12 protein-coding genes and 1 tRNA gene are annotated in these 19,361 nt (G+C 57.6%); 3 read left to right on the top strand and 10 right to left on the bottom strand.

The window, feature by feature from the left end:
- Window positions 1–282: 282 nt before the first annotated feature.
- Window positions 283–359: transfer RNA gene (locus ABVS15_RS08300), tRNA-Val, on the bottom strand.
- A gap of 287 nt (window positions 360–646) precedes the next feature.
- Between ABVS15_RS08300 and ABVS15_RS08295 the strand changes: the two genes are divergently transcribed.
- The 3 genes from ABVS15_RS08295 (at window position 647) to ABVS15_RS08285 (ending at window position 7,684) form a co-directional block, all read left to right on the top strand.
- A complete protein-coding gene (locus tag ABVS15_RS08295) occupies window positions 647–1,576 on the top strand; it encodes a GDSL-type esterase/lipase family protein (RefSeq protein WP_369283262.1) in 930 nt (309 codons plus the stop codon).
- Window positions 1,577–1,844: 268 nt separating this feature from the next.
- Entirely contained in the window at window positions 1,845–4,043 is a 2,199-nt protein-coding gene (locus ABVS15_RS08290) for an EAL domain-containing protein (protein WP_369283261.1), read from the top strand.
- A 47-nt stretch (window positions 4,044–4,090) separates the two neighbouring features.
- On the top strand, window positions 4,091–7,684 hold the full coding sequence (locus ABVS15_RS08285) for a response regulator (protein WP_369283260.1): 3,594 nt from the start codon (window positions 4,091–4,093) through the stop codon (window positions 7,682–7,684).
- Between the two features lie 100 nt (window positions 7,685–7,784).
- On the opposite strand, the gene ABVS15_RS08280 is transcribed toward ABVS15_RS08285, so the two are convergent.
- The 9 genes from ABVS15_RS08280 to ABVS15_RS08240 form a co-directional block, all read right to left on the bottom strand.
- Window positions 7,785–9,056, bottom strand: a complete 1,272-nt coding sequence (locus tag ABVS15_RS08280; RefSeq protein ID WP_369283259.1) for a TRAP transporter large permease — start codon at window positions 9,054–9,056, stop codon at window positions 7,785–7,787.
- Window positions 9,053–9,556: a TRAP transporter small permease gene (locus tag ABVS15_RS08275; RefSeq protein WP_369283258.1), complete on the bottom strand. Its 504-nt coding sequence runs from the start codon at window positions 9,554–9,556 to the stop codon at window positions 9,053–9,055. The genes ABVS15_RS08280 and ABVS15_RS08275 overlap by 4 nt, the downstream gene beginning before the upstream one ends.
- Window positions 9,557–9,644: 88 nt before the next feature.
- Entirely contained in the window at window positions 9,645–10,730 is a 1,086-nt protein-coding gene (locus tag ABVS15_RS08270; protein WP_369283257.1) for a TRAP transporter substrate-binding protein, read from the bottom strand.
- A gap of 68 nt (window positions 10,731–10,798) precedes the next feature.
- Entirely contained in the window at window positions 10,799–12,391 is a 1,593-nt protein-coding gene (locus ABVS15_RS08265; protein ID WP_369283256.1) for an amidohydrolase, read from the bottom strand.
- A gap of 184 nt (window positions 12,392–12,575) precedes the next feature.
- Window positions 12,576–13,697 carry an ATP-NAD kinase family protein gene (locus ABVS15_RS08260; RefSeq protein ID WP_369283255.1) on the bottom strand — a complete coding sequence of 374 codons (1,122 nt, stop codon included), beginning with the start codon at window positions 13,695–13,697 and terminating at the stop codon, window positions 12,576–12,578.
- Complete coding sequence (gcvPB, locus tag ABVS15_RS08255) at window positions 13,684–15,237, bottom strand: aminomethyl-transferring glycine dehydrogenase subunit GcvPB (protein ID WP_369283254.1); 1,554 nt, start codon at window positions 15,235–15,237, stop codon at window positions 13,684–13,686. Before gcvPB ends, ABVS15_RS08260 begins: the two co-directional genes overlap by 14 nt.
- A 12-nt stretch (window positions 15,238–15,249) precedes the next feature.
- Window positions 15,250–16,620: an aminomethyl-transferring glycine dehydrogenase subunit GcvPA gene (gcvPA, locus tag ABVS15_RS08250; RefSeq protein ID WP_369283253.1), complete on the bottom strand. Its 1,371-nt coding sequence runs from the start codon at window positions 16,618–16,620 to the stop codon at window positions 15,250–15,252.
- A gap of 87 nt (window positions 16,621–16,707) precedes the next feature.
- Window positions 16,708–17,502, bottom strand: coding sequence for a glucose 1-dehydrogenase (locus ABVS15_RS08245; protein ID WP_369283252.1), 795 nt, complete (start codon window positions 17,500–17,502; stop codon window positions 16,708–16,710).
- Between the two features lie 248 nt (window positions 17,503–17,750).
- Complete coding sequence (locus tag ABVS15_RS08240; protein WP_369283251.1) at window positions 17,751–19,229, bottom strand: PLP-dependent aminotransferase family protein; 1,479 nt, start codon at window positions 19,227–19,229, stop codon at window positions 17,751–17,753.
- Window positions 19,230–19,361 lie beyond the last annotated feature (132 nt).

Here is a 19,361-nt window from a genome sequence, read left to right as displayed (position 1 = left end):
GAACTATTTAGTTTGAAATTATCACAAAATACTGGGTGATTTTGCAGAATTGAACTAAAAAACTAAAATGATCGTTTCTGTGCCGCAATTTCGATAAACAATTTAAACAAGCATTCAGGCGGCCCCTTGGGGCCGCCTGAATCGCAAGTGTTTGCGCCCATGCAATTGCCATACTCCGCAATGTCAAAGCATTTAAGGTCATTTGTATGGGGAAATGAAAGGGCAAACAGTTTGAAAATGAATACAAAAAAGCCCCAGAACCATTGCGGTTCTGGGGCTTTGTGGTGGACGATACAGGACTCGAACCTGTGACCCCCTGCACGTCAAGCAGGTGCTCTAGCCAGCTGAGCTAATCGTCCGAAGCGAACGAATGAATAATACACGAAAACGACAAGTTTGTCAACAGCTTTTAAAAAATTGACGCTGTAAAAATAAAAAAATACTGTTTCATGTTTAAAAAGGGCTGCTTCCTCGTCCGACAAAACAAAGCCCATGGAAAAGAGGAGCGTTTCCCACGGGTCGGCGCTGTAACTCTTTCGACGAAATTTGTCATTATTTTTAACCGGATTGTCTTCACTTTTTTCTTCTTTGGCGCGTCCTTTTTGTATACAATAGAATACATAAACCGGTTAAAGGAGAGAGCGGCGTGGCGGGAAGACGAAAAAAGCGGGAAAAGAAAAGAGTGCGGAAGGGTGTTTTGCTGGTGCTGTTTCTGACGGTGGGTCTTACGGTGACCACGCCCTTAACGCCCACGCTGGACGCTTCGCTGGCCTCCGTGGCTGCGGCGGCCTCTCCAGTTGTTCCTCAAACGGAGGCGCAGGCGCAGCCTAAGGCGTGGGCAGATTTTTTGGACGGCCCCCTCGGTCCTGCAGTTCCCAGCGGAGAAACAGAATCCGGGACAGGCTTTGAAGCGGATTTTGAAGAGGGATGGGAACCATCTGCCGAAGAGGGAGAAGAGACGGACTCTCTGCCCGAACCAGGAGCAGACGAGGAAAGCGTTTCCGTGGAGGACAGCTATTTTGCGGACGCGGCCTTCGTGGGGGACTCCCGGACCGAGGGCTTTCAGCTATACAGCGGTCTTGCCGAGGGTACATACTTTTGCGCCGTGGGCGCCACGGTCCAGACGGTGATGGACAAGGAGACGCAAGAGGGGTCCTCCGGGACCGAGACGATTTTAGACGCGCTCTCTCGGGAGAGCTTCGGGAAAATTTACATCATGTTGGGCATCAACGAGCTGGGCTGGTATCGCACGGAGGAGTTTACGGAGCAGTATGCAAAGGTGATCGCCCGCATTCGGGAGGACCACCCGGAAGCGGCGATTGCAATTCAGTCTCTGCCGCCTGTCAGCGCAAAGCAGGATGCCAAGCGAAGCTATGTAAAAAACGAGCGCATTGTCCTGTTTAACGGGCTTCTTAAAGAGCTGGCGGCAGAGGAGCGCTGCGTATTTTTGGACGTGGCCTCCGCCGTAACGGACGAGAATGGAACCCTCCCCACGGAGCTGACTACCGACGGAGTACATCTCAATACCGCCGGGTGCAAGAAATGGCTGGAATATCTGCGGGAACACCCCGTGTAATCCCGGAGACGGGCGAAAAAGCCGCCGCATTTTCGCAAAAGGCGGAAAATGCGGCGGTTTTTGCAATTTTTATTTTAAATTTATGAAAAAAACAGGCTGAAAATGAGATGAAGCGTTGTAATTTCCATATTATAATTATATAATAAAATAACCTATTATTATTTCATCCACTGTGCGCCAAAGCCTCGCCGCCTCTAGCGTCACTGTTTGCGGCGGGCTTGACGGGGGGCGGACACGCACGCTGGGAGAGAACGGGGGAAAAAGCGGGATGAATACGCGGCGCAAGATCCTGGTGGTGGACGACAGCATTACCAACCGCCTGATGCTCTGTAAAATTCTCTCCCGGGAATACGAGACGCTGGAGGCCGCCGACGGGCAGATGGCGCTGGAGATTCTGGGCCGGGAGTCGCTGGGAATTTCTCTGATCTTTCTGGACATCAGGATGCCCGTGATGGACGGCTACGCGTTCTTGAAAAGCGTGCAGACAGACAAGCTGCTCTCTGCCATCCCCGTGATTGTCGTCACCCAAAGCGACGGTGAGGAGGACGAGGTAGAGGCGCTGACCTGCGGGGCCATGGACTTTATCACAAAGCCGTACAAGCCCGGTGTGGTGCTGCATCGGGCTGCCAACATCATCTCCCTGCGGGAGACGGCGGCGCTGGTGAATCAAATGGAGCATGACCGGCTGACCGGGCTGCACAGTCAGGCGTTTTTCTATCAGCGGGTGCGCCAGACGCTGCGGCAGAATCCGGACGAGCCCTATGACCTGCTGTGCTCCAACGTGAAGAATTTCAAATTTATCAACGAGGTGTTCGGTCTTGCGGTGGGAGATCAGATTCTGCGCCTGATTGCCCGGGAGCTGCGGGACGGGCTTCCGGGCGAGCACTTTTGCGGCCGGCTGCAGGCGGACATTTTCGCGTGCATGATCCGGCGGGGCTCCATGGATTTGGAGGCCGCGCTGAACCGGGCCACGGAGCGCATCCGGGGAGAATCCGGCGTGAAGAGCTTTTCCATGAAGTGGGGGGTCTATTCCATCACGGACCTGCACATTCCCGTGGAGCAGATGTGCGACCGGGCGCTTCTGGCCTGCAACTCCATCCGGGGGGAATACGGCCGTCTGGTGGCCTTTTACAACGACGAGCTGCGCCAGACGCGGCTGTGGGAAAAAACGCTGGAGGACGGGATGGAGGCTGCTTTGGCCGCCCGTCAATTTGAAATTTTTTATCAGCCCAAATTCAGTCTGCGCAGCAACCGGGTCTGCGGCGCGGAGGCGCTTGTACGCTGGAACCACCCCACCCTGGGGTTTTTGCTGCCCGAAAGCTTCATGCCATTGTTTGAGCGCAACGGGTTTATTACCCGTCTGGACCAGTACATATGGGAGGAGGTCGCCTCCGCCCTGCGGGAGTGGGAGCTGCGGGGAATGCCGCTGGTGCCCGTCTCTGTCAACGTCTCAAGGGCCGACATTTATAACGCCAATCTGGAGTCCGTGCTGCTGGGGATTCGACAGCGGTACGGCATCAAGCCATCTCTCCTCCATCTGGAGATTACGGAGACGGCTTATACGGAGGACCACCGTCAGCTTTGCGACGAGGTGACAAAGCTTCGCAATGCCGGGTTTACCATTGAAATGGACGACTTTGGAAGCGGCTATTCCTCTTTAAACATGCTCAATGAGCTGCCTATTGATATTCTGAAGCTGGATATGAAGTTTTTAAAGGCAGATCAGGAGCGGAGCAAGCGACGCGGAATCCTCAGCTTTGTGGTGAGCCTTGCCCGCTGGCTGGACCTTCAGGTCACCGCCGAGGGCGTGGAATCCGCCGAGCAGGTGGAAAAGCTGCGGAGCATGGGCTGCAACTATGCCCAGGGCTATTATTACGCGCCCCCGCTTCCCCGGAAGGAATTTGAACAGTTTCTCGGGGATGTGGATGATTCTCAGGAGGAAAATTCTCTGAAAAACGCCGACATTTTAGAAAAGACCCATCTTCTGGAGATGGCCGCCTATCAGGACTATCTGACTGGCCTTTTAAACCGGCGGGGGCTGGACGACGCCATGGCGCGGATGGACCAGTCCCAGACCAGTGTGTCGGTCTTTGTGTTTGACATGGACAACCTGAAGGACTGCAACGACTCAAAGGGCCACGCGGGAGGCGATGAGATGCTCCGTCGGTTCAGCACCGTGCTCCGCTCTCATACCCGGGGTGGGGATATCCTCTCTCGCATTGGCGGGGACGAGTTTGTGGCGGTGATGCCCCGGATGCGCTCGGCGGAGGCTGCTATGAAAAAAGGGCAGGAGATTTGTCAGGCCTTTCGGGACAGCAGTCCCCATTTGCCGGACGGCTTTTGCCCCTCCTGCTCTGCGGGCATGGCCCTGATGGGAGAGGGTGAATCCTTTGCGTCGGCCTTTGCCCGGGCGGATCAGGCGCTTTACAGAGCAAAGCGCAATCAAAAGGGCGTGTGCTTCGCCTGAGACGCGGGCCGAGAGACAAAAACGGCTGTTAAAAAGAGGTGCTGCCAATGAAAGAGTGTGCCGAAGCCATGGGACAGGCGCAGGAATTTTTGCGGGTTTGGTTTTGCCGCCGGAACGCGGAAACCGCGTCGCGGTATCTGTCCGACGAAATCGGCTTTGTAGGCCCCGGCGGCGGAGAAGACGTTTTGGGCGCCGCCGCCATGAAAGACTATCTCACGCAGGACTGCCGGGAGGAGCCGGGCCAGTTTCACATCGTATTTCTCCACCCGTGGGAGCAGCAGGTCGCAGAGGGCTGCGCCTGCGTGAAGCTGGAGGTTCTCCTGCAAAATAAGGAGTATAGCTGGCGGCTGCGCTTTTCCTTCCTCCTTCGCACGGAGAAGGGACTTTGGCGCGTCTGCCATATCCATATTTCCGAGGCCACGGGCAATCAGCGCGGCGGGGAGCACTATCCCCACACGCTGGTGGTGGAAAGCCTGAACAGCCAGCGCAGTGACCTTTTGAACGAGGCCATTGCCGGAGGTATGATCGGCGGCTATCAGGAGCCGGGCTTTCCGTTTTATTTTGTGAATCAGCGGATGCTGGACTATCTGGGCTATGGCAGCGAGACGGAGTTTGTGGCCGATATTGCAGGGCTGATTTCAAACGGCATTCATCCGGAGGACCGGGCCGAGGTGGCACACCGGATCGCCGGGCAGATCGCCAAAAGCGGCGAATACACGGTGGAGTACCGGATGAGGAAGAAAACCGGTGAGTACATCTGGGTGCACGACATTGGCCGCGGCGTCACGGCGGAAAACGGAAAGCCCGCAATTATGTCCGTGTGCGTGGATATCACGGCCTTGCGCATCGCGCAGGAGGACCGGCGCCAGCTGCTTAACACCATTCCCGGCGCGGTGCTGCGCTGCCGCTATGCCGAGGGGCTGGAGGTGCTGGACACCAGCGACGTGCTGTACGGGATCACCGGCTACGGACCGGAGGAGCTGGCGCTGGCGGGGAACCGGCTGACTGCCCTGCTGGAGCCGGAGGATGCTGAAAAGGTCCTCCCGGCCTTTCATGCCCAGCTTGCGGCGGGGGCCGGAAGCGTGTATACCGAGTGCCGCATGAACCGGCGAAACGGCGAGTCCATCTGGATTGCCCTGCGGGGACATATCACGGTTGCAACCGACGGCGGAGAGCCTGTGCTCTTTTGTATGCTGACCGACGTGACCGAGCAGGTGGAGGAGCGGGCACGGGTCCGCAGGCGGTTTCAGCGGGAATCAGACCATGCCACGGAGCTGGCGGCTCCGAATCTGATTGCAAAGGCCCTGGCGGATTTGACGGAGGACGCGTTCGAGTCCTATTCCGGGCTGGGCGGCGCCGCCACGGCGGCCTATTTTATCGCGTCCACCGTGGACGAGGCCATGCGCTACATAGCCGACAGCGCCGCCTCCGGAGAGGATGCGGCCCGCTTTCTGGAGCGGTTTTCCCGCCACCGCCTGATGGAGGCCTATGCCGCAGGAGAGATGGATCACAGTGTGGAATACCGCCGCCGCCGCTCAGACGGAAAAATGATTTGGTGCCGCACGGTGGGCCGCACCTATCTCACCCCGGAAACCAGCCACCTGACGCTGTTTATTTACAGCTTCGACATTACGGAGGAGTGGCTTTCCCGCAGGCTTCTGGAGCAGGCGTCCATCATGGATTATGATTTTCTGATGGACGTGGACATTGAGAATAACCGATATCATGTCGCGGCCCGGGGCGAGGCGGGCGTGATGAATCTGCCCGACACGGGCGAATTTTATGTGGAGTTCCGCAGGGCCTCCGCCGCGGCGATTCCGGAGGCGTCCCGGGCGGAGTATTTCAGGCAGCTGGATTTCGACAACATCCGTGCCCGACTGGAGGCGAGTCCCTCCTATTCTTTCACGGTGCCAAGCCAGACGACCAGAGGTCTGCGGTATAAAAAATACAGCCTGTCATACATCGACAAAATTACCGGCCATGTCTGCCTCAACAGGGTGGACATCACCGACATCATCGAAAGCGAACAGCGCCAGCAGGAGGCGCTGCTTACCGCTCTTCAGGCGGCAAAGCAGGCCAATCTGGCCAAAAGCGACTTTCTTTCCCGCATGAGCCATGAAATTCGCACGCCGCTCAACGCGATCATCGGCATGGCGTCCATTGCTGCCTCCGCCGGAGATAACCGGCGGGAAGTTTCGGATTGCCTTGCCAAAATTGGCGTCTCCTCCCGGTTTTTGCTGTCGCTCATTAACGACATTCTGGACATGAGCCGCATCGAAAGCGGAAAGCTGCTGCTCAAAAGTCAATCCTTCTCCCTCAAGGACATGATCTGCAACACCGCCGATATCATTCGTGCCCAAGCGGGGCAGAAGGGCGTGGAGTTTGACTGCGTTCTGTATCCCGGGCTGGGCGAGGGCTACACCGGGGACGAGATGAAGCTCCAGCAGGTGCTGGTGAATATCCTGACCAACGCGGTGAAATTTACAGCCCGGGGCGGAAAGGTGACTTTCTCGGTGGAAGAGGTTAACCGGGGGAAGAGCGACGCCACGCTTCGCTTTGTCGTCCGGGACACCGGGATCGGTATTGATCCGGGCTTTTTACCCCGGGTGTTTGATGCGTTTGCCCAGGAGAGCGGCGGCTCCACCACCGCATACGGCGGTACGGGACTGGGTCTGGCTATTTCAAAAAACATTGTGGATATGATGAACGGACATATCACCGTCCGCTCCATTCCGGAGGTGGGGTCCGAATTCACTGTGGACGTGCGGCTGGGCGCAGGACCGGAGGAGGCCCCCCGAAGGGAGGCTTCCCTTCCGTACAAGGGAATGCGGTGCCTGGTGGTGGACGACGACGACGCTGTGTGCCAAAGCACGGTGCAGATGCTGCGGGAGATGGGCGCCGCCGCCGAGGGCGTGGACAGCGGCCCGCGGGCCATCGCCCGGACAAAAGCACTGCTGGAGTGCCGCGAATGCTTTTCTGCCATTTTTCTGGACTGGAAGATGCCAGAGATGGACGGGGTGGAGACAGCGCGGCGGCTGCGCGCTCTGACAGGGCGGGAAACCATGATTTTCTTGATGACTGCCTACGATTGGGGCAGCATTGAGGAGCAGGCCCGGGCGGCCGGTGTGGACGTGCTGCTGGAAAAGCCGATGTTTCGCTCCACGCTGGAGTCTGCCTTTGTGCGGGCTTCCTCGGGCAAGACGCAGCCCAAGCCCCTGCCCGCTGCCGAGGTCCACAATTTTGAGGGCCGCCGCATTCTGCTGGCGGAGGACCATCCTTTGAATGTTGAAATTGCCGTAAAGCTGCTGGAACGGGTGGGCTTTAAGGTGGATACCGCTGTGAACGGACTGAGAGCGCTGGAGTTGTTTAAAAAATCCCCGGTGGGATATTACGACGCGGTGCTGATGGATATTCGCATGCCGCTGATGGACGGGCTGACTGCCGCCGGTGCGATTCGCGGCATGAACCGGCCGGACGCTGCCCAAACGCCCATTCTGGCCATGACCGCCAACGCCTTTGAGGACGACGTGGAAAAGAGTCTGGCGGCGGGGATGAACGCCCATCTGGCCAAGCCGATCGAGCCGGAGGCGCTGTATCGTGCGCTGCATGGGTTTATCTTTTCGAAGAATGAGAATTTGTAAAGTAAGGTCCCGGCGTGCTGTAACACGCCGGGACCTTTTGCGCGGAACGAATAGAACGGCTTGCACCAGTGCGCCGAGGGGCCGATTGAAAAACGGCGGGTTATCCCAAGATGCCGATGCTCAGCGCGGGAATGAAGGTCAGCAGCATCAGAACGCCGATCATGACCAGTATCATCGGCAGAATTTTGGCTGCGATTTTCGTGACCGGCACATTGGAGATGGCGGAAGCGAAAAACAGATTGCAGCCGTAGGGCGGGGTGATGAAGCCGATGGCCAGGTTTACGGTCATCACAATGCCAAAGTGGATGGGGTCCATCCCGATGCCCGTGACAATGGGGAGCAAAATGGGCGTCAGAATGACACAGGAGGAGATATTGTCGATGAAACAGCCCACAATCAGCAGGAACACGTTGATTACAAGAAGAATCAAAACGGGGTTGCTGATGTTCAGAATGCTGCTGGCAATGCTGGTGGGGACCTGCGACATGGTCAAAAAACGGGCGAAGGCCATGGAGATACCCACCAGGAAGGTGGTCTGCCCGTTAATCAGAACCGTGTCCCGCAGGGCCTCGTAAATCGCCTTTTTATCCAGCTCCTTGTAGACAAACACGCCCACAAGCAGGGAATAGATAATTGCCACCACGGCGGATTCGGTGGGGGTGAAAATGCCGCCGTAAATTCCTCCCAGAATAATCACCGGCACCAGCAGTGCCCAGATGGAGGTGCGCAGGGTGATGAAAAGATTCTTTGCCTCAAACTTCTTTTTGGTGCCGTAATTGTGCTTTTTTGAGGTAAAGTAATTAACGCCCATCAGCACAATGCCGATCATAATGCCGGGAATGATGCCTGCCAAAAACAAATCGGAAATGGAGCACTGGGCAGCCACGCCGTAGATGACGAAGGGAATGCTGGGAGGAATGATTACGCCGATGGTCCCGGCCGCGGCGGCTAATGCGGTGGCATAGGCGGGGTCATAGCCTTCTTTCTTCATCTCGGGAATTGTAATGCCGCCGATGGCGGTCACGGTGGCGGGCGAGGACCCGGACAGGGCTGCGAAGAACATGGACGCAACCACTGTGACCATGCCGGTGCTGCCGGTAATGGAGCCTACCAACGCGTCCGCAAAATCCAGAATTCGTCGCGAGATGCCCCCTGATCGCATCAGGTTTCCGGCAAGAATGAAGAAGGGAATGGCCATCAGGGGGAAGGAGTCCAGCCCGCTGAAGCAGGCGGTGGCAATGGAGGTCAGCCCGATATTTGTAGTGGCGACCATTGTGGTGATGGTTGCGATGCCCAGAGAAACGGCAATCGGCGCGCCGATAATCATCAGGGCAAACATCACGCCAAACAGAATCAGAATCTTGAGAATCATGGATTTTCACCGCCTTCCAGATTCGCCTGCGTCCCGGCTCTGAAGTCGTGAACGCAGTTTTGAAGCAGGCGGAACAGCATGAGGGTCATGCCTGTGGGGATGGAAGCGTAGGGAATCCACATGGGGACGCCGCTGCCGATGGCAATCTGACCTCCGCTTGCCACGCTGAGGGTCAGCTTGAGGGAAAGATAGGCCATGATGCAGACAAACACAATCCAGATAAATGTGGAGAGGATTGTGCAGACTTTTTTTCCTGCCTGAGGAAGCAGCTGGTAGACAACGTCGATATTGACGTGCTTGCGCTCCTTTGTTGCAAAAGACGCGCCGACCCACGTCAGCCAGAGGAACATGTAGCGTGCGATTTCTTCGCTCCAGGGCAGAGGAATTTTCAAAACATACCGGGTAAAAACCTGTGCAAAGACCAGAATGGTTGCCGCGGCCATCAGGATTACCAGGAAAACTTCCTCCAGTTTTGTATTTAAGAATCTTAATACACTCATGAAAGCTTGGCGCTCCTCTCTCTGGGGGAATATCGGGACCAAAGGCCCCGATATCGCTCCCTCGCTGTTTGCTTTGGCAGTTGTGTTTTTACTTGTTGTGTGCTGCGGCCATCTCAATGAGCTCCTGACCGTAATCCGCTGCTGCGGTTTTGTAAACAGAGTCCTCCGCAACCTTCTTAAAGGCAGCCTTTTCCTCGTCGGTCAGAGTGGTGACCTGCACGCCCGCTGCGGCGATTTCGGAGGCAAGATCGGCATTTTCCTTTGTAATCAGCTCCCGCTGGTAGGAGATCGTGGCAGCCGCGGCTTCTTTAATAAGCTCCTGATAGTCGGCGGGCAGGCCGTTAAAGAAGTTGGCCGCGATGGTCAGCGGACAGCTGGTCCAGACGTGCTCGGAAATGGTCATGTACTTCTGCACTTCATAAATGGCGTTATTATAAACCAGCGCGGTGGGGTTTTCCTGCCCATCCACGGTCTTTTGCTGCAAGGCGGTGAACAGTTCGCTGAAGGACATGGGGGTGGGGATAGCGCCCAGCGCCGTGAAATACTCCACGTGCAGGGGGTTGGTCATGGTGCGAATTTTAAGACCCTTTAAATCGTTGGGCGTTTTAATCTCCTGCTTGCTGTTGGTGATGTTGCGGAAGCCCACGTCCGCATAGCCCAGATTGATAATGTTGCAGCCGTCCAGCAGCTTCTGATTCAGATATTCGCCGAAATCTCCGTCCAGCGCCTCGTGGGCCGCATCGATGGAGGTCCACAGATACGGCAGGCCCACCACGCTGAACTCGGGAACGGAGGCGGAAATGGTGCCGTCGTTCAGATAGGCCATCTCCAAATCGCCGATGCGCATGGATTCCATGTTCTCAGACAGGGAGCCCAGCTGGGAGTTGGGATACAGCTCCACGGTGATGTTGCCGCCCGAGCCCTGCTCCAGCATGGCCTTGAATTTTTCAACAGTGGCCGCATGAGAGGGGTGAGACTCCGCCACATCGTACGCAACGCGGATGGTAACCTTGTCGGTGGAGGTGACTTGCGTGTTTACCTCCACGGGAACGGCGGGGGGAGATGACGCACCGCCGCCCGCATCGGAGCCGCCGGAGCTGTTGGTGCCGCCGCAGCCGGAAAGGACGGCAGCGGACATCGCCAGGGAAAGAAGCAAACTAAATGCCTTTTTCATCATAATTCTCCTCACAAATTCCATTACTCATCATGATCGTCAGATACGCCAGCGTATCCGAGATACGGTTATTCACGGGAGTATACGAGCTTTCCGCCCAGATAAGTTTTCTCAACGCCGATATCCTTGATCTTCTCAGGCTCCGTGGCAAAAACGTCCCCATCCAGCAGTACAAAGTCCGCCAGCTTGCCGGGTTCGATGGTGCCTTTGCGGTCTTCCTCATAGGAGACAAAGGCAGCGTTGCGGGTGTACATGGAGACGGCCTCATAAACCGTGACCCGCTCTTCGGGGAACCAACCGTCCGCGGGCCAGCCGTCCATTCCCTTGCGGGTGGTAATTGCGTAAATTCCGTCCATGGGAGCAAAGGACTCACAAGGGGAGTCGGAGCCTGCGGTCAGAATTACGCCGCGGTCAAGCAGGGTTCTCCAGCAGTAGTGGTATTTGGCCCGCTCATGGCCCACCCGGGTTTCTGACCAGCGGACGTTGGTGGACACGAACATGGGCTGAATGTCCACCACCACCGGCAGCTTGGCAACGCGGTCCACCACATCCTGATTCAAAAGGGACATATGTATCATGCGGAAGCACCGGGGATCGTCGCTGGGCCGGTCTGCCCGGGCACGCTCAATCGCGGTGGTGAGCATTTCGGCGGCCTTGTCGCCAATGACATGGGCCCCCACCTGAATGTTCTGGTCGTAGGCCAGCTTTACCTGGCGGTCCAGCTCCTCCTGCGTGTAGTTTGGAACGCCGCAGGTGGAGGGATCATCTTCGTAGGGCTGGGTCAGCAGTGCCGTGCGCCCGCCCATGTTCCCGTCCACATAGAGTTTATAGAAGCCGAATTTCACCATGTCGTCTCCCAGCCCCGTGCGAATGGAGCAGCCCGGCAGCCGGTCAAAGCCCAGAAAGACGCGGGCGCTCAGGCGGCCTTCGTCCGCCAGGTCCTGATAGACACTGGTAAACTCCGGAAGATTGCAGTGGAGGCCCTGAATGGCGTGAACGCCGGTCAGGCCGTGGCGGTTCAGCTCCCGGCAGGCAGCCTCCACCGCGTCCTTGCGGCCATCTTGCGTGGAAAGAGCATCGGGAATCAGGGCGGCGAGATCCGCGCCCGCCGCATCCAGCAACGTGCCGGTAGGCTGGCCGTCGGGCCGGAACTCCACCGTGCCATCCACCTTGGGCTGGAAACCGGGGCCGATTCCGCCGGCCTTCAGCGCAAGAGAATTGGCTACGTTCACATGGAGACAGTAGCGTGTGATCAGCAGGGGATGGTCGGGACAGGCCCGGTCCAGCTCCTCCTTGGAGGGCAGGGCCTTGCGGTCGGTAAATTTCTCATGGTCAAAACCCACGCCGAGAATCCACTGTCCCGCAGGCGTTTCCTGTGCCCGCTGGTGAATCAGCTCCAAAAGCTGCTCAAAGGACTCCGCTTTCTTGAGATTCAGCTTCAGCCGATCCCGGGCATAGGCAAACAGGTGCTGGTGGGTGTCGATCATGCCGGGCAGCACGGTGGCTCCGGCCAAATCCACGACGTTTCCGCCGGATAGCCTCCGTGCCTCCGCCTCCGTGCCGCAGTATAAAAATTTGCCGTCATCCACCACAAAGGCATCGCAGCGGTCGCCCTCTGCCCGCATGGTGTAAATCGTTCCGTTGACATAGGCTGTGGCCATACTTCTCCTCCCTCTTCATCCGGGCGACACGAAAGCGGGTCGCCCGCGCCTGCGCAGTTGAGCGTGGTCACTTGTCTGGGAAATTCTGAAAATCCACGGTTGCAATTTAGCTGATTACATTATTACATTTTTTGGCGGATTGCACCACAACCAATTGGTAAGGTTTGACCCATCCAAATGTCGGTCAATCTTCACAAAGAAGCGAATGAAATCTGCCGTATCCACAGAGAACTTGATAATAGCCCCGCAGTTCCCGGCAAATTTCGGGCTTGTCGCAGTCTACGTGCAGTTGGTGGCGGGGCAGGGAGAGCAGCTTGGCTTCCCCGGAGACGACCAGCAGGTTTTCCTTACCCACAGCGCGGAGTACCCGGGCGCTGAACTGGTGGTTCCCACGCCCCAAAAGAAAACCCTGCCCGCCGATGGGCGAGACGATAATTTTCAGCCTGCCCGTCTGAGCGTAAGACCAAAGGCGCTCTTCCGTCAAGTCTTTTTCAACCAATGCTCCGTCTCGAATTATATCCACACCCAAAAGCTCATACTCCAATCCCAGCAGGCGGGAAATGCACTTGGCGGTGGAGCCGGAACCCACGGCATAAAAAGCGTCCGGGTCCATGTGGTCCCTGAGGTAAAGGGCCGCGCCCCGGAGCTGGTCCTCTTCGGAGGAAAAGCCCCCCTGCTTCATGGATTGCAGTGCGTCCGGCTGATCCGGCACCAGCATGGAGCCAAACAGAGCGGCCCGGACGCTGCCTGTGCGGTAGGCGTCCTCGTCCAGGTCCACCACCTCCCGGGAAAGCATGGACATGGGAAGGCCCTGTGCGATTTTGGCGGCAACGGCCCCGGCGAATTCCGGATGCAGCGCAAACACGGCGGATTGAATTTTCACGCCTGCGGGAATGCCAAGAACAGGGAAACTGTTTCCCACGGCCTCGCAGATGTTGCGGGCCGTTCCGTCGCCGCCTGCGAACAAAAGCAGGGCGGCGCCCTTTTCCCGAATTGCTGCCGCTGCGGCAATTGTGTCGGCCGGGGTGGTGGGCGCATCAGCCCGGTAAACCACCTCGTACCGAAGGCTCAGCTTTCGGCACAGGTCTTCGCCCATAGGGCCGGACGCCGTCCGAATCAACAACCTTTCGCGGTACGGGACCAAAAGCCGCATGGCCCGCTCTGCTTTTTCCGCAGACTCGGGCACCGCTCCTTTGGCCCGGGCGGCGGCGAGAACGCGCTCACCGTCGGTTCCTTTTAAGGCGACCTTGCCGCCCATGCCCGCAATGGGATTGACAATCAGACCCAGCGCCTTAGCGTCCGCCATGCTGCCTTTGGTATGCCCGCCACGTCACAGCCAACTGATCCACCGAGTCCACAGTGTCCTTCTCCAAAGGGGAAATAGGACCGTTGTGCGGGGCCGTGAGAACAATTTCAGGTGTGGTGTACGCCTCGTCGCTGATCTTTTTCAGCGCGGAAATATATTCGTCGATGTCATCCTTGGAATAGGATTCCGTGGGCTCCGGCGTGTAGGGCTCGGGCACTACAAGGGGATGATGGCTGGGGAAGAAGCGCTGGAAGCCAAAGTCCAGCATGTGGCGGTTCACATGCTCCGCGCCTACGCCGGTTTCCTCCAGCAGCTTTTCAAAGCTGTACCGCACCTGCTCCAGACGGTTGGGAGCCTCCTCCGCCCAAGGCATGGTGATGCCCCGCACCTCGCCCAACAGGCGCTTCATCATGTAGTTGTTGTTCAGGATCGCAGTCTCGCCCACGGCCTTCAGCCCATCGCGTCCCAGGCTCATTACCCAGGAATAGGCCCGGAGCACCGCAGCCAGAGAGCCTTGGAATTGGCGGACCTTCCCAATGGAGGAGGGGCCGTCATAATCCGTGTAATAGCGCTGTCCGTCAAAGCGGACGCGGGGACGGGGCAGGTATTTTTCAAGCTCTGCGCTCACGCACTGGGCGGCACAGCCGGGGCCCATGCAGCCGTGGGGAGAGGAAAAGGCCTTGTGGAGGTTGAAGTGGCACATATCCGCTCCCAGCTCCTTGGCCCGGACCAGACCGAACAGGCCGTTGTAGTCCGCCATGTCGCACACGCACAGTCCTCCTGCCTCGTGGACCACGTCCACAAACTGGCGAACAATGGGGTTAAATACGCCGGTGTCCTCGGGATTGGTGATAAAAATGCCCGCCGTCTTTTCAGAAACCACGGCCTTTAGGTTTTCAAGGCTGGGATAGCCGCTGTCGTCGGGATAAAGGCTGATGACCTCAAAGCCTTTGGTGGCAGGCGCGGCACCGTTCAGTGGGTGGGAAAGGATGGTGGTGATAATCTGGTTGCGCTGTGTCTCCTCGCCCCGGTCACGGAAATATTGCTTTAAAACCGCCGCGTTGGCAAAGATGCCCTGCCCACCGCCGCCGGCCTGAAAGGAGACAGCATCCAGCCCGGAAATTTCCTTCATGATCTGCTCAAACTCATAAATGATTTTTAAGATGCCCTGAACAGTATCGTCCTCCTGATAAGGGTGCAGTTCCGCAAACTTGGGTGAGCGGACGAACTGTTCATTGATTTTGGGACTGTATTTCATGGTACAGGTGCCAAGACCGATGTCGATGTTGATATCCTGACCAATCGTCTCCTGAGAAAGGCGCAGGTAGTGGCGAAGCACCTGGGGCTGCGCCATTTCCGGCAGGGCGGGCTTTTGCGTCCGCCGCAGTGTGGTGGGCAGCAGCCCTTTTCCGGAGGAAACCCCGGCCTCGCCGGATACGTCCGGCAGCAAAATGCCGCGGCTGCCGGGGACGCTCTGCTCGAAAATAATGGGCTCATCCCACTGTGCTTCGTGGAAATTCCGCAGTTTTGAATAAGACACGTCGGTTCCTCCTTACAGAATCTTTTTAAGCGCGTCCGCCAGCGCGTCGATGTCGGAAAGCTCGGTTTTCTCCGTGACGCACACCAGCATGGACTGCCCCAGCTCCGGCAGCTCCCGGCTCAGGTCATAGCCGCCGAAAATTCCCGCGCCCAGAAGCGCCCGGTTGATTTCGGATACGGTTTTTCCGCAGCCGTCGAAATTTACCACCAGCTCCATAAAGCTGCGGCTTTCGGCATAGGGGAACCGCACGCCCTTCAAAGAGGAAAGGGTTCTCTGGGCGTAATCGCTTTTACACAGAATGTTTTCCCCCAGCTCCCGCATCCCCTCCGGCCCCATCACGGCCAGATACACCGCGGCGGTTACAGCCCACAGGCCCACGCACGTGCCTAAGTACTCCACGGCCTTTTCCCGGACATAGTAGCTGGTGCGCTCGGGCAGGGCACGGGCATAGCCGAACTGGCCCTTGGAGTTTTGGAAGATGCTGTACAGGTGGTGGGGGTAGTTCATGACGTACTTTTCTTCCTGCCGTGTGGCCAGATAGCCGCCAAGTCCCCCGCCGTAGCTCATGTGGATGCCAAGGGGCTGAATGTCGCCGCAGGCGATGTCCGCGCCGTAATCCGCCGGGGGCAAGGCCACACCCAGCGTAGAGGGGTCGGCGTAGACAATGTACTCTGCGCCCACAGAGTGGGCCAGTTTGCCGATTTCCCCGCACTGTTCTTCAAAGAAGCCCAAGAAGGCCGGGTTCTGGATAAAAATGCAGGCCACGCCGTCGTGAAGCTTGCTCTTGAGGTCCTCCAAATCCAGCTGCCCGTCTGGGCGGGCGGCGACCTTCACCAGATTTATGCCCTCGCAGTAGCAGGAAAGCTGCGAATACAGGCCGGGGTTCATGGCCGCGGGAACCAGAACAGTGCTCCGGCCATTAATCCGGTGGGCCATCATGACGGCGGTGGAGGCTGCCTGCCCGCCGTCGTAGGTGGGAAAGCCCACCACGTCCATATTCAGCAGCTCGCCCATCATACTGGTAAACTCAAAAAAGGTCTGGAGCTTGCCGTGGTCGGCGTAGGTATCGCCGCTGTAAGCAGTGAGGAACTCCGATCGGCCGTTGATTTCGTCACACACGGCGGGAACGTGGTGGTTGTAGCAGCCCGCGCCCAAAAAGCTGATGTTTTCGTCGCAAGAGCTGCTTTTGTCGAGAATGCCGTTCACGTGCTTTTTTAGGGCCATCTCGGAGACGAAAGGCTCCGGCAGGTTCAAAGGCTGCTTCATCCGAACCTCGTCCGGAATAAAGGAATAGAGCGCTTCCACAGATTCTGCGCCGACGAAGTCCAGCATCTCCCTGCGCACAGCCTTGTTGCTGTTGGGGATGTATGGATACTGCATCATGTTGTCTGCCTCCTAATCGGTCTGCGGCCAATCGCCGCGTTTTAAGGGACGGAATTAAAACCGTGTACCTGAAATCCGCCGTCTGGCTCAGGCGTGAAGAATATCAAACGTCTCGGGCAGAGTGCTACCGCCGTCGATGACCATTTCCGTGCCGGTGATGTATTTGGCCTCGTCGGACGCGAGGAAAGCAACCAGATCGCCGATTTCCTCAATGTCGCACAGCCGCTTGAGCGGAATGAAGCCCGCCATATCCCGCAGCGCGCTCTCCGGGTCTTCGGGGCGGCTGTCGGCGGCCACCTGCTCCACCTTGGGCGTGCGGACCCAGCCGGGGAGCACGGCGTTGACGGTGATGCCATAGGGGCCGGCCTCATAGGCCAGCGCCTTGGTAAAGGACAGCACCGCGCCCTTCGTCATGGAGTAGGTGGTCTGGCCCTCGTCCACCACCTTCACGCCGGTGACGGAGGAGGTGTTGATAATGCGGCCGTACTTTGCCTTCAGCATATAGGGATATACCGCGCGGGCCATGTTCCACACGCCGATGATGTTCACGCCAAAAATAAAGTCGCGGGTCTTCGTGTCCAGTTCCTCGAACCGGACGCGGCGGTTCACACCCGCATTATTGAAAAGAATGTCAATCCTGCCGTATTCGGCGGCAACCTCGTCCACCGCCCGCTGCACGTCTTCTAGATTGCTGACGTCCACGCGTTTTGCCGCGGCCTGATACCCCATGCCGCGAATTTCCTCCGCGGCGGCTTCCACAGATTCTGCAAAATCCATGAGAATTACGGTAGCGCCGTGCTTGGCAAGCACCTTGGCGCTTCCGTTGCCAATTCCCTGCGCGGCGCCGGTGACAATGGCAATTCTGTTGTCCAGCTTTCCCATAGTTGTTCTCTCCTTAAAAAAGTCTGAGTTCCAAGCGCAATGTAATATTACGGTTTCGGAATTGCTCCCATTATATCGGGGCTTTCCCTGCTTGTATCCGACCAAGCGGCACAAACTAAAGCAACCAAACTTTTGAAAGAAACGAAAGCCCCGGGCCGTAAGCAAACGGCCCGGGACTTTTTTTTCGCAAAACCGCAGAAAAAGGTTCACAGGGAAATATTGTAGGCAGCCGCTCACGAGCCACGTTTTTACAAAAGGCCGCGCACAATCTGCGACAGGCGGCGTATGCCGTTTTCCATCTCGCTCATAGAGAGATATCCGTAGGTCAGCCGCAGATGGGAGGTATAGAGCGGGTCATAAATACTGCCGGGGGGTACCAACAACTTTTCCTTTAAAGCCAGATTGAAGACCCGTTCGGCGGAAAGCTGATGCTTCAGCTTTACCCACACAAAAAAACCACCGGTGGGCCGGTTCCACTCCGCCAGATCGCCGAAGAATTCTTCCAGCAGGCGCAGCATAAAGTCCCGTCGCTCCCGGAGCTGCGCTCTGGTGACGTTGATGCCCTCGTAATAAAGGCCACTGTTCAAAAGCTCCTCCGTCACCTGCTGCGTGAGAACGCTGACGCCGTAGTCCATCTGCATTTTGATGTCCGCAAGCCGGTCCACCACCGGCTCCGGCCCCACCAGCCAGCCCAGCCGCAGCCCGGGGGAGAAGCATTTGGACAGACTTCCGATATACACCACGCCGCCGCTTTTATCCAGCGCCTTTAGGGGCGGCGGAGGCGGGGCGTCCAGCCACAAATCGCAGAATACGTCGTCTTCAATAATGGGCATATGCTGCTCCGCGCAGTATTTCAGCACCTCCAGCCGCCGTTCCTCGGGCATGACGATTCCCGTGGGGTTTTGAAACGTGGGAATGGTATACAGGAGGGAGCACACCCCCTCCCGGGGCTGATTGTGTATCATCCACGGCAAAATCCCGTCTTTGTCCATGGGCACGCCCGTCAGCGTGGCCCCGGCTGACTGGAGAATATTCAGGGACTTGAGATAAGAGGGAGACTCCATATACACAGCGGAGCGGGGCTGAACAATCCCGCTGGCAATCAACTGAAGCGCCTGAAGCGCGCCGGAGACAATTAAAATACAGGAAATGGGGACGCTGATGCCGCTGCGCTTCAGGTGCTCCTGCACCGCAAGGCGCAGGCCCGGCATCCCCAGGGGGTCCGGATAATTCATAAAGAGCTTGCGCTCCGACAGGCTGGCCAGCGCCTTTTTTGCCAAATCCATCTGCACCAGTTCCGGGGAAAGCTCTCCCGTGCTCAGGCGGACGATACCTTCCTCAAATTCCAAATGGTTAATGGTCTGGACAGTGGGAATGTTGGAGCGAAAGCTCCCCGCCGTAATATATCGCTTCCAGTTGGGGGACTTGGCGTGCATCAGCGCGGCCCAACTGTCGCTGGCAATCCGGGTGCCGCCGCCATAGTGCCGCTCGATCAGGCCCATGGCGGCCAGCTCGTCCATGGCCTCCACAATGGTGCTGCGGTTTACGCCGAAACGCTCGGAAAGCCGCCGCTGAGAGGGAATGCTCTGACCACTTACCCACTCCCCGCGCGAAATTTTCCCGCTGAAATAGCTGACAATCTGGCTGTACAGCGGGACGCCGGAGGATCGGTCCGGCGTCCAGTTAATCAAAATGGGCTTGTCCTGATTTTCGTGTATGTCAGACATATGACACCGCTCCCTTTCTGCAAACGCGAGCCGGAACGCCCGGCGGCAGTTCTCCGGATCGGAGTTTTCCGCTTCGATATGTTTTGCTCATCTTAGCAGAGGAGTGCGGGAAAAGCAAGAAGTGCCTTTCTC

Origin of the sequence: Oscillibacter sp. GMB15532 (assembly GCF_041020825.1) — a bacterium.
Classification (GTDB): Bacteria; Bacillota; Clostridia; order Oscillospirales; family Oscillospiraceae; genus Oscillibacter.
The sequence above is the reverse complement of the archived record's forward strand: the minus strand, read 5'-3'. Positions and strand labels throughout refer to the sequence as shown.